Annotated in this window: 12 protein-coding genes; 6 read left to right on the forward strand and 6 right to left on the reverse strand. The window is 71.5% G+C overall.

Annotated features, from left to right (window positions below; genetic code table 11):
- Nucleotides 1-150 precede the first annotated feature (150 nt).
- Entirely contained in the window at nucleotides 151-1,398 is a 1,248-nt protein-coding gene (locus OG948_RS44950) for an MFS transporter (RefSeq protein ID WP_331770783.1), read from the reverse strand.
- A gap of 87 nt (nucleotides 1,399-1,485) precedes the next feature.
- On the opposite strand from OG948_RS44950, the gene OG948_RS44955 reads away from it, so the two are divergent.
- The gene (locus OG948_RS44955) at nucleotides 1,486-2,493 is read left to right on the forward strand and encodes a DUF5937 family protein (RefSeq protein ID WP_331770784.1); all 1,008 of its coding nucleotides are present in this window, start codon (nucleotides 1,486-1,488) and stop codon (nucleotides 2,491-2,493) included.
- Here the strand turns inward: OG948_RS44955 and OG948_RS44960 are convergent.
- On the reverse strand, nucleotides 2,483-3,277 hold the full coding sequence (locus tag OG948_RS44960; RefSeq protein WP_331770785.1) for an SGNH/GDSL hydrolase family protein: 795 nt from the start codon (nucleotides 3,275-3,277) through the stop codon (nucleotides 2,483-2,485). The genes OG948_RS44955 and OG948_RS44960 overlap by 11 nt on opposite strands.
- Before the next feature lie 137 nt (nucleotides 3,278-3,414).
- A complete protein-coding gene (locus OG948_RS44965) occupies nucleotides 3,415-4,413 on the reverse strand; it encodes a helix-turn-helix domain-containing protein (RefSeq protein WP_331770786.1) in 999 nt (332 codons plus the stop codon).
- 160 nt (nucleotides 4,414-4,573) lie between these two features.
- Here OG948_RS44965 and OG948_RS44970 point away from each other — a divergent pair, with 160 nt between their 5' ends.
- On the forward strand, nucleotides 4,574-5,509 hold the full coding sequence (locus OG948_RS44970; RefSeq protein WP_331773512.1) for an NADP-dependent oxidoreductase: 936 nt from the start codon (nucleotides 4,574-4,576) through the stop codon (nucleotides 5,507-5,509).
- Between the two features lie 222 nt (nucleotides 5,510-5,731).
- The gene (locus OG948_RS44975) at nucleotides 5,732-6,274 is read left to right on the forward strand and encodes a hypothetical protein (protein ID WP_331770787.1); all 543 of its coding nucleotides are present in this window, start codon (nucleotides 5,732-5,734) and stop codon (nucleotides 6,272-6,274) included.
- Nucleotides 6,275-6,306: 32 nt separating this feature from the next.
- On the opposite strand, the gene OG948_RS44980 is transcribed toward OG948_RS44975, so the two are convergent.
- Nucleotides 6,307-7,098, reverse strand: a complete 792-nt coding sequence (locus OG948_RS44980) for an SDR family oxidoreductase (RefSeq protein ID WP_331770788.1) — start codon at nucleotides 7,096-7,098, stop codon at nucleotides 6,307-6,309.
- A gap of 219 nt (nucleotides 7,099-7,317) precedes the next feature.
- Between OG948_RS44980 and OG948_RS44985 the strand changes: the two genes are divergently transcribed.
- From OG948_RS44985 to OG948_RS44995, 3 genes are all read left to right on the forward strand, one after another.
- Nucleotides 7,318-8,874 carry an alkaline phosphatase D family protein gene (locus tag OG948_RS44985; protein WP_331770789.1) on the forward strand — a complete coding sequence of 519 codons (1,557 nt, stop codon included), beginning with the start codon at nucleotides 7,318-7,320 and terminating at the stop codon, nucleotides 8,872-8,874.
- Nucleotides 8,875-9,173: 299 nt separating this feature from the next.
- A complete protein-coding gene (locus OG948_RS44990; protein ID WP_331770790.1) occupies nucleotides 9,174-10,802 on the forward strand; it encodes an ABC transporter substrate-binding protein in 1,629 nt (542 codons plus the stop codon).
- 85 nt (nucleotides 10,803-10,887) lie between these two features.
- Entirely contained in the window at nucleotides 10,888-11,835 is a 948-nt protein-coding gene (locus OG948_RS44995) for a MerR family transcriptional regulator (protein WP_331770791.1), read from the forward strand.
- Between the two features lie 180 nt (nucleotides 11,836-12,015).
- On the opposite strand, the gene OG948_RS45000 is transcribed toward OG948_RS44995, so the two are convergent.
- Nucleotides 12,016-14,148, reverse strand: coding sequence for an MMPL family transporter (locus OG948_RS45000; protein WP_331770792.1), 2,133 nt, complete (start codon nucleotides 14,146-14,148; stop codon nucleotides 12,016-12,018).
- A gap of 371 nt (nucleotides 14,149-14,519) precedes the next feature.
- Nucleotides 14,520-15,293: a TetR/AcrR family transcriptional regulator gene (locus OG948_RS45005; RefSeq protein ID WP_331770793.1), complete on the reverse strand. Its 774-nt coding sequence runs from the start codon at nucleotides 15,291-15,293 to the stop codon at nucleotides 14,520-14,522.
- Between the last annotated feature and the right edge of the window lie 19 nt (nucleotides 15,294-15,312).

The following is a 15,312-nucleotide window of genomic DNA, read 5'->3' on the forward strand; positions in this document are numbered from 1 at the left end:
CCGGATTTCCACCCTCCCGGAACCCCTCCGGGGTTCCCAGAACGGCCACCTCCCACGCCGCCCCCGGACGCCGCAGCCGTACCGGGCCCCCGCCGAAGCCCGGATCCGGGATCGTCATCGACCCGGACCCGATCGGGAGTGGGCTCCGGGTCAGGCCACCCGACCCGGTTCGGCCACCGGAGCCGGTACCACCGCCCGCGCGACCCGGTCCGGCAACAGCACCCGGTGAATCGCCAGCGTGCCGACCATCGACGCCGCCCCGACCAGCGCGATCACATGAGCCGGCTCCAGCACCCCGGCCAGTGCTCCGGCGCCCGCCATCGTGAGGCCCTGGAAGGTCATCGTGCCGGTCATCGCCAGACCCAGCGCCTGGCCGGTGCCGGCCTTCGGGACGGCCTCCAGGAAGCGGCGTTGCAGGCCGAGTTGGTAGGACAGACCCGCGCTGGACAGGACGAACAGGCCGGCGCCGACCCACAGCGGCGGGCCCGCGGCGAAGAACAGCAGCGGGACGCCGAGTTGCAGGGCGAGCCACAGCGCCAGGCGTTCGCGGTGGGCCGGGCGTACGAAGCGCCCCACCACCAGGTCGCCGAGCAACATCCCGGTGGCGGCCGAGCCGTACAGGACTCCGGCGTGACCGGGGGAGTACGGGACGACCACGCCCTCGGCGGCGACGGCCAGGTTGGCCGGGATCCACTGGGCCAGCAGCAGGCCGCGCACCGTGCGATCGCCGAGCAGTTCGCGATTGACCCGCAGCGTGGCGCGCACCGTGCCCTCGGCCCGGGTCGACCCGGTGCGTTCGGTGCGCGGCCCCGGCGCCAGGCCCAGGCGCACGACCACGGCGGACGCCAACGCGGTCGCCGCCGCGAACAGCAGCGCGCCGCTCGACCCGGCCAGCGCGAGCAGCAGGCCGCCGACCGCGAAGCCGAGCACCTGCATCGCGCCGGCGGTCATCCCGAACACCGAGCGTCCCAGCACGTAGGCGTCGCCGTGCAGCAGTTCGGGCAGCGTGCGCTGTCGGGCGGCGCCCGCGATCGGGCTGACCAGTCCGACGCTCGCGAGCAGCAACAGGACCGTCCACACCGGCAGTACGTCGAGCGCGAGCACCAGCGCGAGCGCGCAGCGGATCAGGTCGTACCCGGCCATCGCCGCGCGCACCGGCACCCGGTCGGTGAGCGAGAGCAGCAGCGCGCCGCCGAACGCCTGCGGAACGAACCCGGCGACGTACGCGAGCGCGGACAGCGCCGGCGACCCGGTCCGTTCGTAGACGAGCACCGCGAGCGCGAGCATCCGCACGGTGTCGCCGATCAGCAGCAGGACATAGGAACCGAACAGCACCCGGAAGGCGCCCACCGCGAAGACCTCGCGATAGGTCGCCGGTTTGACGTCGTCGCCGATCATGGGGCGAGCGTGCCGCGCCACGCCGCGCGCCGGCCAACCTTTCGGGCAGCACCGAAACCTGGCAGGCTGCCGGGTGGGAGGCCACGCATGCTCAGGATCGAGGTCGGGCCGGCCGACGTGGCCCACAGCAGGTTCGGCATCTCCCCGCTGGGCGAGACGGTGATGGTGCTGCGGACGTTGTCGGGAAACCATCAGGCCGGGCCGCTGCGGCCGTGGATCGAGCGGCTGCGGCCGGCGTACGAGCAACTGCGGCGGGAGCTGCCCGCGGTCGCGGCGATGACGTCGCTGTACCGGCGCGGCGCCTACAACGCGGACTTCCTGCACCCGCCGCCTTCGGGGACACCGGCCGGGATCGGAGACGAGCTCGCCGCGGTGCGGGCCACGTCGGCGGCCCGCGCCCACGGCGAGATCGCGCGCAACCTGGAGGGGTTGCGCCCGCCCTCGGCCGCGGTCCGGGCGCTGCTCGACTCCCCCGACGTGGTCGCCCGGTTGGCGGACGCGATCGAGGCCGCGTGGGCCACGTTGCTGGAGCCGCGGTGGCCGGCGCTGCGCGCGGTGTTGGAGCGCGATCTGGTGCGTACCGCCGGGCGGTTGGCGGCGTACGGCTGGGGCGCGGCGCTGAGCGATCTGTCGCCGCGGCTGCGGTGGCGCGACGAGGGCGTGATCGAGGTGACCCGGCACGCGGCCGACACGGTGCGGCTCGACGGCGCCGGGCTGCTGTTCGTCCCGTCGGCGTTCGGCGCGTTCATCGCCTACGTGGAGCCGCCGTGGCCGTACGCCATCGTGTATCCGGCGCGCGGCGTGGCCGAACTCCTGGGTGCTCCGGCCCGCGCCGACGACGCCGCGCTGGCCGATCTGCTGGGCACCACGCGGGCGATGATCCTGCGCGCGCTGGCCACCCGGGCCACCACCACCCAACTCGCGGCCCGGCTCGGCCTCGGCCTGGGAACGGTCGGCGACCACCTGGCCGTGCTGCGCCGCGCCGATCTGATCACCGGCATCCGGGTGGGCCGCTCGGTGCACTACCAACACACCGCCCTCGGCGAGGTGTTGGCCGCGGGCTCGGAGCGATCCACCGGGACACTCAGCCGGTGATCGCCACCAGACTCGGGAGGTATCCCCGGGATTGGCCCGTGACGGTCGGGTGGTACGACTCGTCGACCGGCAACGTCAGCCCGTGCAGCCACTCCTGCGCGCCGCACACCCCGTGCCCCGCGAACCGATCCCGGACGTCCGCGAAATCGGCGCCGCCGGCCGCCGCGCGACCCGCCGTGGTCTCCACCAACGTGTCGGCCGCCTGGTCCAGCGCGCGTCGCTTGCCCTCGCTCAACCCCAGGACACAGGTGCCGAGTTCGAACAGGCGCGGATAGCCCAGCACCACGAGCCGTGCGTTCGGCGCCTGCCGGTGGATCCGCGCGTAGGTGTCGTCCAGGTCCGCGGGCAGCCGGTCGCGCGTGTAGGCCATCGACCGGGCCACCGCGTCCGAGCAGTCCCGGTCCCCGCCCAGGACACAGGTCTTGATCGTCTCGGCGAAGCCGACGTCGTTGCCGCCCGCGCTGATCGTCACGAGCGTGGTATCACCGTCCAGCACGGACAGTTGCCGTGCGCGCACTTCCGCCGTGGTCGCCCCGGAGCACGCGACGAAGTCGAACGCGACCGCCGCGTGCGCCCGTTGCCACAGTGCGGGGTACGCGTTCGCGCTGCGCTTGCAATCGCCGCCGCCCGCGGAGTAGTCGCCCGCGCCGACGCCCGAGCTGTACGAGTCGCCCAGTGCCGCGTAATCGCCCGCGGGCGCCGCGGCCGAGGGCGCGGCGATCCCCGCGAGCGCGAGGGTCGCGGCGGCGGCGAGGGAGGCGGCGACACGGGACGGCGACGGCACGAGTGGATCTCCTCCGGAGCGTGGGCACGTTGTCGGAGGTATCGGCCGCCCGGTCGGCCGACTTGATCCCGGTCACCCGTCGGAAGGACGCCCCGACCGCCCCGCTCGTGGCCGGGGCGACGCGGGCGGACCGTCCCTCACCCGCGTGCGGGCACCTGATCGGCGGGCGCCCGGTCGTGGGTGCGGAAGGTCTGGCGGTAGGTCATCGGTGGCACCCCGATGGTGGCGACCAGGTGTTGACGCAGCGAGGCGCCGGTGCCGAAGCCGGCCCGGTCGGCGATCCGGTCCACGGTCAGGTCGGTGGTCTCCAGGAGCCGCCGCGCGTGCTCGACGCGTTGCCGGGTCAACCACTGGCCCGGCGTCATGCCCACCTCGTCCCGGAAACGCCGGGTGAAGGTGCGTACGCTCATCCGCGCGTGGTCGGCCAACTCGGCCAACGACAAAGGGCGGTGCAGGTGTTCGAGCGCCCATTCCCGGGTCGCCGAGGTGGCCGCCGAGGACGGCTCCGGCACCGGGCGTTCGATGAACTGCGCCTGGCCGCCCTCGCGCCACGGTGGCACCACGCAGCGCCGCGCGACCCGGTTGGCCACCTCGCTGCCGTGGTCGCGGCGCAGCAGGTGCATGCACAGGTCGATGCCGGCGACCACGCCGGCGGCGGTGAGGATGTCGCCGTCGTCGACGAACAGCACGTCCGGGTCGAGGTCGACCCGGGGGAAACGCTTGCGGAACTGGTCGGCCTCGTTCCAGTGCGTGGTCGCCGGGCGGCCGTCCAGCAGGCCGGCCGCGGCGAGCACGTAGGACGCGGTGCAGATGGACACGATCCGCGCTCCCGGGCGCAGCCCGGCCAGGGCCCCGGCCAGCGGTTCGGGGAGCCAGTCCGGTTCGTCGTTCTCGTCCACGCCGCACACGAAGGGCGGTAGGACCAGTGTGTCGGCGGTCGCCAGTGCCTCGATGCCGTGCTCGACGGCGATGGTGAAGTCGGCGCTGGTGCGCACCGGTCGGCCGTCGAGGCTGCACGTGATCACCTCGTACAGCGGTTCCCCGTCGGCGCCGGTGGCGGTGCCGAAGATCCGGACGGGGATGCCCAGTTCGAAGGGATAGACGTTCTCCAGAGCCAGGACCACGACGCGATGCATGGCCCGATCCTTGCACATAATGGCTATCGGGCCACTCGATGGGGTCGGGCCGCCCCGACAGAGTTGGTCCCACGCCGGGCGCCGAGCACCGGCGAACGGTCCCGGTCACCGCGCCGGGCACGAGGATCGACCCGAACACGGGCAGGGGATTGCGATGACGATGCGCGCCATTCGGCAGGAGACGCTGGGCGGACCCGAGGTGCTGAGGGTGGTCGAGGTGGAGCGCCCGGCGCCCGGGCCGGCCGAGGTCCTGGTCCGGGTGCACGCGGCCGGGGTGAACCCGACCGACTACTGGCACCGGGCGAGCGGCGGGCTGATCGGCGACACTCCCGTTCCGCTGGGCTGGGACGTGTCGGGCGTGGTCGAGCAGGTCGGCCTGGGCGTCAGCGTCTTCCGGCCCGGCGACGAGGTGTTCGGGATGCCCCGACTGCCGCTGCCGGCCGGTGCCTACGCCGAGTTCGTCACGTCACCGGCGCGCCACCTGGCCCGCAAGCCGGCCGGCCTGTCGCACGTGCAGGCCGCGGCGCTGCCGCTGGCCGCGCTCACCGCGTGGCAGTCGCTGGTGGACGCGGCCGAGGTACGCCCCGGTCAACGGGTGCTGATCCACGCCGCGGCGGGTGGCGTGGGCCACCTCGCGGTGCAGATCGCCAAGGCGCGCGGCGCGTACGTGATCGGCACCGCTCGCGCGGCCAAGCACGAGTTGGTGCGCGGGCTCGGCGCGGACGAGGTGATCGACTACACGGCCGTCGACTTCGCCGAGACGGTACGCGACGTGGACGTGGTGCTGGACACGATCGGCGGCGAGTACGGGCCGCGCTCGCTGCGCACGTTGCGGCCGGGCGGCTTGGTGGTCTCGCTGGCGTCGCCGGCGGAGGTGGACCTGGTGCCGGTCGCGGAGGCGGCGGGGCTGCGCTCGGGGTTCACCATCGTGGAGCCGGATCAGGGTGGGCTCAAGGAGATCGCGGCGCTGGTCGAGGCGGGTCTGCTGCGGCCGGTGATCGACGCGGTACTGCCGCTGGAGCAGGCGGGCAAGGCGCACGAACTGGGCGAGAGCGGTCGCACCTCGGGAAAGATCGTGCTGACCGTGGCGGAGTAGTCGGGCCGCCGGAGCCGAGCCGATCGGCCTACCCACGCCCGCCGCACACCGCTCGGCGCGGGGCCGCCGGGCGACACGCGCGGCGGTTCGGCTCGGCGGGCTCGACGTAAGTCTGTGCGTGATCGACCTTCGGCCGCTGCGGGCGCCTACCGGGTCTCCCTAGCATCGAGGTGGAGGCGGACCGATCCGGCCGCCCACCGCGGGGGAAGGGAAGGGCACGCCATGGCCGAGGAGCGATCCGCCCACACGGGCGGGTGGGCGGCGCAGGCCGCCGAGAGGCACACGGTCCTGGGTTACTCGCGCGCGGATCGGGTGGTGATCTTCGGCGGGCTACCGGCGCTCGGACTGTTGCTCGGGTTCGTACTGCCGCCGCTGGCCCGGTTGGCGCTCGAACTGCCGATCCTGCCGATGCGCTCGGTCGTGCGCCTCGTCGGCACGGCGGAGCAGCCGTCGCAGGTCGCCGTCGGCGCGGTCCTCGGCTTGATCCTGGGCCTGGGCGTCGCGTTCGTCGCCGTCGCGGAGTCGACCCGCTTCACCCTCACCGACACCCGGGTCCTGCTCGAGCACAACGACCGGACCACCACGATCGAGCGGACCGGGATAGGCGCGGTCCGGCTCGACGGCAAGCGGGTGGTCCTGTTCGACCACGACGCCCACCCGCTCGGCGGCGGCCTGCCGCGGGTCGGACGACGTACGGTGGCCCGGGCGTTCCGGGCGCACGGTTACCCCTGGCGCGAGCACGGCACCACCGACGAACCCGGGTAGCGCGTGCCTGGGACGTGTCTCCGGTCCCCCGGTCAGCGCGGTGTCAGACGGTCGCGCATCGCGCGCAGGAAGGCGTTCGGGTCGGCGTTCTTGGTCCGCGCCGTCTCGGCGTCCCCGGCGGTGGCGTAGGTCACGAACGCGTCGTCGCCCACGCAGTCCAGGAGTGCGGCGGCCACCAGCTCCGGCGTCGCGGCGCTCCTCGGGTCGGCCGGGAACGGCGGGTCGTTGCCCTCACGGTCGGTGCTGAACTCGGTGAGCGTGGTACCGGGCACGAACAGGTGCGCGGCCACGCCGGTGCCGGCCAGTTCCAGATAGAGCGCCTCGGTCCACAGTTCGAGGGCCGCCTTGGATGCCGCGTAGGCGCCGACGCCGTAGCTGAACATGTGCACGCCCATCGACGACACGTTGACCACGTGTCCGGTGCCGCGGGCCAGCATCGCGGGCAGCAGCGCGGCGGTCAGCCGGACCGGCGCCTCGTAGTTGACCGTCATCACCTCGCGCAGATCCTCTCCGGACAACGTCGCGCTGCGCCGCCGCTTGGGGATGCCGGCGTTGTTCACCAGGATGTCCACCCCGCCGAGTTCCCGCTCCACCGTCGCCGCGAAGTCCGGGAGGGCCTCCAACTCGGCCAGGTCCAACGGCCACATCCGCGAGTCGGGGCTGTCCTCGCGAAGGTCGGCCAGCGCCCGCGCCAGCCGATCGGTCCGGCGCGCGCACAGCCCGACCACCGCGCCCTCGCGGGCGAACGCGCTTGCGGTCGCGGCGCCGATCCCGGAGGACGCGCCCGTCACGAGCACCCGCTGTCCCTCGAACCGTGCGCCCATGCCGTGGCCCGCCCTTCGTCACGGCCGGCCACCCGCCGCGGCCGGCGCCCGCGTGGAACGGATCATCGGCGCAGCGGCCGACGGAAACAAGAGACACTTCGCCCGGCCCGCCGCCCGCGGACCGAACCGCTCGGTCGCCCCCGGCCCGCCGACCAGACTTGACGAGCCGGCAAGCCGGCGTTCGCCGGTACGTCGCCCGGCGCCACTACACACATGTCCATGACCTCAGTGGACAGAAGGACCCTCCTGCGCACCGGTTCCGTCGTCGGCGCGGGCCTGGCGATCGCCCCAGTGGTGGGCGCGACCTCGGCCTCGGCCTCGACGTCGGACGCGCCCGCGTACGTGGCCTCCGGCCGGCCGAGCCTGAGCCACGGTGTGCAAAGTGGCGACGCCACCGCGTCCTCGGCGATCGTGTGGGGCCGCGCCGATCGGCCCGGTCGGCTGATCGTCGAGTACGGCACCCGGCCCGACCTGCGCGACGCGCACCGCGTGCGGGGTCCGTGGCTGACTCCGGCCGGCGACCTGACCGGCCGGGTTCGCCTGCGCGACCTGCCGGCGGGGCGGCGGATCCACTACCGCGTCCGGGTCGAGGGCGAGCGCGGCGCGGCGGGCGAGGCGGTGACCGGTTCGCTGCTCACCGCGCCGAGCGAGCGCAGCCGCTCCGACGTGCGGTTCGTGTGGTCCGGCGACACCGTCGGGCAGGGCTGGGGAAGCAACCCGGACATCGGCGGCATGACCATCTTCGAGCAGATGCGCCGCCTGCGTCCGGACTTCTTCCTCAACAGCGGCGACACGGTCTATTCGGACGGCCCACTGGTGGAGAGCGTCCCGCTGCCCGACGGCCGGATCTGGCACAACGTGGTCACCCCGGAGAAGTCCAAGGTCGCCGAGTCGCTGACCGAGTACCGGGGCCAGTTCGCCTACAACCTGCTCGACCGCAACTACCGGGCGTTCGCCGCCGAGGTCGCCCAGATCAACCAGTGGGACGACCACGAGGTGCGCAACAACTGGTACCCGGGCCAGATCCTGGACGACGCGCGCTACACCGAGAAGCGCGTCGACGTGCTCGCCGCGCGCGCCAAGCAGGCGTTCCGCGAGTGGGTGCCGATCGGTGACGACCGGGTCTACCGCAAACTCTCCTACGGCCGGCACCTGGACGTGTTCGTCCTGGACATGCGCACCTACAAGGACCCCAACGGCGACAACCGCTACGCCGACCCCGAGCGCGGGCTGCTCGGCGACCGGCAGCGGCGGTGGCTGATCGAGGGGCTGTCGCAGAGCCGGGCCACCTGGAAGGTGATCGCCAACGACCTGCCGCTGGGCCTGGTGGTGCCGGACGGCGCCGCCGCGCAGGAGGGCGTCGCGCAGGGCGACCCGGGCACGCCGCTGGGTCGGGAGATGGAGTTCGCCACGATCCTGCGCACCGCGCAACGACGCGGTGTGCGCGGCATCGTCTTCCTGACCGCCGACGTGCACTACACCGCGGCGCACCACTACGACCCCGCGCGGGCGGCGTTCAAGGACTTCGACCCGTTCTGGGAGTTCGTCTCGGGTCCGTTGAACGCGGGCGCGTTCGGCCCCAACGCGCTGGACGGCACGTTCGGCCCGAAGGCCGAGTTCGTGCACGCGCCGCCGCGCGCGAACTACTCGCCGCTGGAAGGCTTCCAGCACTTCGGCGAGGTCGAGATCGACGGCCCCTCGGGCGATCTGACGGTCAATCTGCGCGACGGCGCCTCCACCGTGCTGTGGAGCAAGACCCTGCGGCCGGTGCGCTGACACCCGCGGCACCGCTCATCGGGCACCGGGCAGACATCCGGCACCCGACCTCGGCACACCGCCCGGAAGCCCTCGTCACGGACGAGGGCTTCCGGGCGCGGTCGATCAACCGGACCATGCGATACGGAACTTGCCCGTGGGCGCCGTCGGGAGCCCCACCGTTGCCGCGCCGGGGCGCACCGGGCGAAACATCCATCAGTACCCGAAAAAGCGCGACAAAGATCGTTCACGGCTTCGGTTATGCTCCGCCACCGGTTGCCCCTCGGGGGTCGACGCACAGATCGAAGCGAGGCACAGACATGGACACGAAACGCGTTATACCGGGCCCCGACGCCCCGGCCCGGGGCCCCGCCGGCGGGCGCGCCTTCCGTACCGTGATCCCCGCCGTCGCCGCGTGCCTGCTGCTGGGCGCGTGCGGCGGCGGCGAGGACAAGGCGGCCAAGGACACGGACACCTCCACGGTCGCGCCCAAGAGCGGCGGAACGCTGACCGTGGCGATGGCGAGCGACATGCGCTCGATGGACCCGTTCGGCGCGCTGAGCAACTCCTATACCGACAACACCCGGCTCAACGCGGTCTACGACTCGCTGTTCTGGCACGAGGCGAAGACCGGCAAGGTGATGCCGCAGATCGGCGAGAGCCTGACCCCGGACCCGGGCAACGCCTCGTGGACACTCAAGCTCAAACCGAACGTCAAGTTCTCCGACGGCACGCCCTACGACGCGGCGGCGGTGAAGTTCACCTGGGACGAGCACGCGGCGCCCGCGCGCAAGTCGTACCAGGCGGGCACGATCCAGGCGGTCAAGGCCACCGAGGTGGTCGACCCCACCACGCTCAAGATCACGCTGACCGGCCCGAACGCCAACTTCGACCACATCGTCGCGTCCAACCTGTCCTTCATCGTCTCGCCCGCCGCGTACCGCAAGGACCCGGCCGGCTTCGCCCGCAACCCGATCGGCGCCGGTCCGTACACGTTCAAGGAGTGGACCAACGGCGACCACATGACGTTCGTCAAGAACCCGGGCTACTGGCAGGGCGCGGCCAAGCCGTACGCGGACACCGTGGTGTTCAAGATCATCCAGGACAGCACGCAGGCGCTGGAGACGGTCTACTCAGGCGGCGCCGACCTGAAGGTCTCGGTCAACGCGGAGGACCCGGTCAAGGCCAAGCAGAAGGGCCTGGAGACCAAGGTCGTCACGATCATCGGCGGCGAGTCGCTCTACTTCAACAACAAGCGTGCCCCGTTCGACGACGTCCGGGCCCGCCGCGCGGTGCAGCTCGCACTGGACGCGAACGAGGTGAACAAGATCTCCTTCAGCGGCAACGGCACTCCCACGCACAGCATCTTCCCGCCGGACAGTCCGCTGGTGGAGCCGGGTACCGAGACCGTTCAGCGCACCGACCGTGCGGAGGCGCAGCGGCTGCTGAACGAGTTGGCGGCCGAGGGCAAGCCGCTGGACTTCACGTACTCGATCCCGCAGAACGCGAACGCGCAGCGGACCGCCGAGTACATCATGACCTCGCTCCAGGGCCTGAAGAACATCGGCGTCAAGATCGCGCCGATGCCCATCGCCGCGTTCCAGACCGACATCGTGATCAACAAGAACTACCAGGCCGCGATGTTCAGCTACTACCTCTCGGACGCCGAACCCGGGCTGTACGTGAACCTGTACAGCACCAGCCCGAACAACTACCTGCTGTACGCCAACCCCACCGTGGACCAGAACCTGGACAAGGCCCGGACCACCAACGACCCGGCCCAGCGCAAGGCCGCGTACACCGCGGTCGCCGCGCAGCTCAAGCAGGACGCGCCGCTGTGGACGTACCAGTCGTCCGTGGTCACCGGGTTCCACCGGTCGACGGTGGTGGGCATGGTGCTCACCAACGACGGCATGGTGCTGATGGACCGGATCGGGCTCAAGGGCTGATCAGGGCCGCTCCGCGGGCCGCGAACTCGTAGGCTCGGGGATCGGACTTGAGTCTCCACCCGGTGGAGACGGCACGGTGAGGGACATGGACGGCGCGACCCTGTATTCGATCGGCGACCTGGCGCGGCGGACCGGCTTGTCGGTTCGCACGATCCGGTTCTACGCGGACGCGGGTGTCGTGCCGCCCACTCAACGAAGTCCCGCCGGCTACCGGCTGTACGACCTCGACGCGCTGGTCCGCCTCGAACTCGTGCGCACGCTGCGCGACCTCGACATCGATCTGGAGACCATCCGTCGCGTGTTGGCGCGCGAGGTCACCGTCGGCGAGGTCGCGCGGGCGCACGCGAACGCGGTGGACACGCAGATCCGCACCCTGCGGCTGCGTCGGGCCGTACTGCGCGCGGTGGCGCGGCGGGGATCGAGTCCCGAGGAGTTGGAACTGATGCACAAGCTCGCGAAACTGTCCGACGAGGAACGCCGGAAGATCGTCACCGACTTCCTCGACGCGACCTTCGCCGACCTGGACGTGGACCCGGACTTCCTGGCCAAGATGCGCTGCGGATTGCCGAACCTGCCCGACGACCCGACCTCCGAGCAGCTCGAGGCGTGGGTCGAGCTCGGCGAGTTGGTCGCCGATCCCGACTTCCGCGCGTCGATTCGGCGGATGGCCGAGTACCAGGCGCAGGCGCGCGGTCGCGGCGACGACGTCGCGCCGGACGCGCACGAGCGGCTGTCCACCATCACCCGCGAACTGGTCGAGGTGGCCCGTACGGCCGGCGTCGAGCCGACCTCGCCCGAGGCCGAACCGGTGGTCGCCGACCTGCTCGCGCGGTACGCCACCACGTTCGGTCGCACTCCCGACGCGGCCTTCGTCGCCTGGCTCGTCGAGCGCTTCGAGATCGGCTCCGACCCGCGCGCCGAACGCTATTGGCAGTTGCTGGGCGTGATGAACGGTTGGCCGTCCCGGCCGAGCATGACGCCGGTCTTCGCGTGGTTCCTCGCCGCGCTCCGCGCCCGGAACGGCACCGCCTAGTCCCCGCGCGCGCCGGGCCGGAGCTGGTTCGCGGCGTACGGCCTCGCCGTGGGCGGGCCCGCGCGTTCCCTGACCGGGCGCGACGGATTCCCCGTCCGAACGCGAAGAGGGTGGTGGGCGGATGCGATCCGCCCACCACCCTCGATCATCCGGTGCCGGTGGAACCGGCCCCGCGATGGATCAGCTCACCAGGACGCCTTCCCGGTCGCCGTCGCCGCCGGCCTTCGGCTCGTCCTCCTCGTCCGGGCGCTGCGCGAGCTTGCTCGGCCACCAGATCTTGCGACCGATGTCCAGGCCCAGCGCGGTGACCAGCACCGAGCGCACGATGAAGGTGTCCAGCAACACGCCCAGCGCGACGGTGAAGCCCATCTCGGCGAACGAGACAATCGGCAGCGTGCCGAGCACCGCGAACGTGGCGGCCAGCACCAGGCCGGCCGAGGTGATCACACCACCGGTCGCGGACAGCCCGATCAGCACGCCGCGCCGGGTCCCGTGCCGCTTCGACTCCTCGTGCACCCGACTCATCAGGAACACGTTGTAGTCGATGCCCAGTGCCACCAGGAACACGAACACGAACAGCGGGAAGCTCACGTCTGTGCCCTTGAAGCCGAACAGGTGCTCGAAGATGAACACGCTGATGCCCAGGGCCGCGGCGAAGGACAACACCACGGTGGCGATCAGCACCAGCGGCGCGATCACCGCCCGCAGCAGCAGACCGAGCACGATCAGCACCACGAGCAGGATGAGCGGGATGATCACCTTGTCGTCGTGCTCGGACGCCTTGGCGATGTCCATCTGGGTCGCCGTGCCGCCGCCGACCTTGGCCGCGCCGTCCGGCACCGCGTGCATCGCGGCGCGGACCCGGTCGACGGTCGCCTTGGCCGCCGCCGAGTCGGGCGAGTCGCTCATCACGCCCTCGATCTGCACCCGCCCGTTCGCCGCGCCGGTCTGACGCACGCCGTTGGGAGCGATCCCGGGGGTCGCCTGAAGCGTCTGCATCAGCGTCGCCCCGGCCGACTCCCGGCCGATCACCACGATCGGGTCGCCGGAGCCCGCCGGGAAGTAGCGCTCGGAGACCTCCTGGCCGCTGATCGACTGCGGCTTGTTGGTGAACGAGTCCTTGTTGGCGATGCCGTCGCCGTTGAGGTTGGTCAGACCGATGGTCATCACGCCGAGGATGACCGCGGTCACGATCCACACCAGGCGCGGACCGCGGGCGATCTGCCGGCCGACCTTGGCCCACAGGCCGTTCTCGTCGTGCGTGACGGCGTCCGGCTCGTACGCCGGGCGGATCGGCCAGAACACCCAGCGGCCGACGATCACCAGCAGCGCGGGCAGCAGCGTGGTCATCGCGACCAGGCCGACCAGGACACCGAGCGCGCAGACCGGCCCCAGGCCCTTGGTGGACTGCATCTCGGCGGCCATCAGGCACAACATGCCGACGCCGACCGTCGCGGCGCTGGCCACGATCGCCGGACCGGCGCGGAACAGCGCGGCCGCCATCGCCTCGTGCCGGTCCTCGTACCGGTGCAGCTCCTCGCGATAGCGCGCGATCAGCAACAACGCGTAGTCGGTGCCGGCGCCGAAGATCAACACGGTCAGGATGGCCGCGCTCTGCCCGTTCACGACCAGACCGGCCTTGGTGAACAGGTACACCACGGCCTGCGCCATGAACAGCGCCGCGACCGCCGAGATCACCGGGAGCAGCCACAACACCGGGCTGCGGTAGGTGAACAGCAGGATCAGGACGACCACGCCCAGCGTCGCGTACAGCAGCGTCCCGTCGATGCCCTCGAACGCGGAGGCCTGGTCCGAGCCGAGTCCGGCCGGGCCGGTGACGTACGACTTCAGGCCCGCCGGATTGTCCTTCAGGGCTTCCTTGAGTTGATCGACCGCGTCACCGAGGTCGTTCCAGCCGCCGTCCTTGACGGTGATCGGAACCAGGGTCTGCGCGGCCTTGTTCAGCGGATCGAACGTCGGCTGCTCGACCTGGTTCGTGACACCCTTGGCGGTGCCGAACTTGGCCCGGTCCTCGGCTATCGCCTTCGTGTCGTCCGGCGTCAGACCGGACTCCCGCTCGTAGACCACGACGGCGGGAACCGTCGTGTCCGGGCGGAAGTCCTTCTGTTCGTGAATGACCTTCGTGGATTCGGCCTCGGCGGGCAGCCAGGACGAGACCTCGTTGTTCTGAGCGTCGGTCAGCTTGCTCGAGAGCGGCATTGCCACGACGAGCAACACCACCCACAAGGCCAGCACGACCCACTTGGATCGACGCCCGCACGGCAACGCCGCAAGCGCCTTGATCCGGTTCATGTTTCCCCCAGCTGATGGGCTGATTCCAAGGAAGCAGCGGTCGATCGACAACATGGAGTCAGCTCGACGCCGGGTTTGAGGGCCGGTGATCGAGACTGTCCACGACACCGCCCGGAGCCAACCGGACGGTGCCGAAATAGTTGTGTTGCATACAGGAGTTCAGACTGCGCGGCGCCCCGAAACTCATCGCTTGCCGACAGTCCGACGGCGGATTGTCCTGGATGGATGGCACTACCGTCCACCGAATACCGCTCAGTTGGGCACAGGGCGGGTTAATTCCTGGTGAACTCGCCGAATTCGAGACGTGATTCAACGTCGAATCATGACGGAGCGGGCACGCGAGCCTACCGTCCGGTCCTTACGGCTCGTCGTCAGGCCTCCTCGGTCGAGTCGGTTGGTTCCGGCGAACCGGTCGGGTCGGTCGGGTCGGACGGGTCCGGGTCGGCCCTCGTCGTCCGGGGCAGGATGGCCAGGCCGTCCAGAAAACGTTCGAGGACGAACTCGAAGCGTGCGTCGATGCCCGGCCCGGTGAGTTCACGCGCGGTCGCCACCAGGTGCGGGTAGGTGTCCGCGGGCAATGCCTCGATGGTGTCGCCGATCGCGCCCACCGCCTCACCGATCGGCACCCCGGCGGCGGCCGCGGCCGAGACCGGCCGCTGTTCGCTGTACACGAACCCGGTCACCAGGGTGCTCAGGCCGTAGGTGATGTACGCCGCGTCCTGCCGGTCGAACCCGGCGCGGTCCAGCATGGCGAGCTGATGCTCCATCACCGCGGCCATCCCGGGACCGGTCGGGAAACGACCGATCAGCACCCGTACGGAATCCCGCCTTCGGTTCAGGAACGCGCGGAACGCCCAGGCCAGTTCGCGCAGTTCGATCCGCCAGTCGCCGCGCAGCGGCGGCAACGCGGAGACGCCGAGCCCGAGCAGCCCATCGGCGAGCAGGTCGAGCAATTCCTCCTTGTCCCGCACGTGCCAGTACAACGACGGTGCCCGCACGCCGAGTTCGGCCGCCACCGAGCGCATCGACAACGCGTCCAGGCCGTCGCGCTCCAGCACGACCAACGCCGCCCGGACCAACGCGTCGAGGGTCACCGCCGGCCGCCGTCGCGCGCCGTCCGCCGGCGCCCGGCCCTTGCCCGTCATGCCCACTCCCTGTCGTCGA

It is taken from the genome of Embleya sp. NBC_00888 (assembly GCF_045207655.1).
Lineage (GTDB): Bacteria > Actinomycetota > Actinomycetes > Streptomycetales > Streptomycetaceae > Embleya.

Coding starts and splice junctions, on each gene's coding strand:
- OG948_RS44950 (WP_331770783.1), bottom strand. CDS start 1,398: ATGATCGGCGACGACGTCAAACCGGCGACCTATCGCGAGGTCTTCGCG.
- OG948_RS44955 (WP_331770784.1), top strand. CDS start 1,486: ATGCTCAGGATCGAGGTCGGGCCGGCCGACGTGGCCCACAGCAGGTTC.
- OG948_RS44965 (WP_331770786.1), bottom strand. CDS start 4,413: ATGCATCGCGTCGTGGTCCTGGCTCTGGAGAACGTCTATCCCTTCGAA.
- OG948_RS44970 (WP_331773512.1), top strand. CDS start 4,574: ATGCGCGCCATTCGGCAGGAGACGCTGGGCGGACCCGAGGTGCTGAGG.
- OG948_RS44975 (WP_331770787.1), top strand. CDS start 5,732: ATGGCCGAGGAGCGATCCGCCCACACGGGCGGGTGGGCGGCGCAGGCC.
- OG948_RS44980 (WP_331770788.1), bottom strand. CDS start 7,098: ATGGGCGCACGGTTCGAGGGACAGCGGGTGCTCGTGACGGGCGCGTCC.
- OG948_RS44985 (WP_331770789.1), top strand. CDS start 7,318: ATGACCTCAGTGGACAGAAGGACCCTCCTGCGCACCGGTTCCGTCGTC.
- OG948_RS44990 (WP_331770790.1), top strand. CDS start 9,174: ATGGACACGAAACGCGTTATACCGGGCCCCGACGCCCCGGCCCGGGGC.
- OG948_RS44995 (WP_331770791.1), top strand. CDS start 10,888: ATGGACGGCGCGACCCTGTATTCGATCGGCGACCTGGCGCGGCGGACC.
- OG948_RS45000 (WP_331770792.1), bottom strand. CDS start 14,148: ATGAACCGGATCAAGGCGCTTGCGGCGTTGCCGTGCGGGCGTCGATCC.
- OG948_RS45005 (WP_331770793.1), bottom strand. CDS start 15,293: ATGACGGGCAAGGGCCGGGCGCCGGCGGACGGCGCGCGACGGCGGCCG.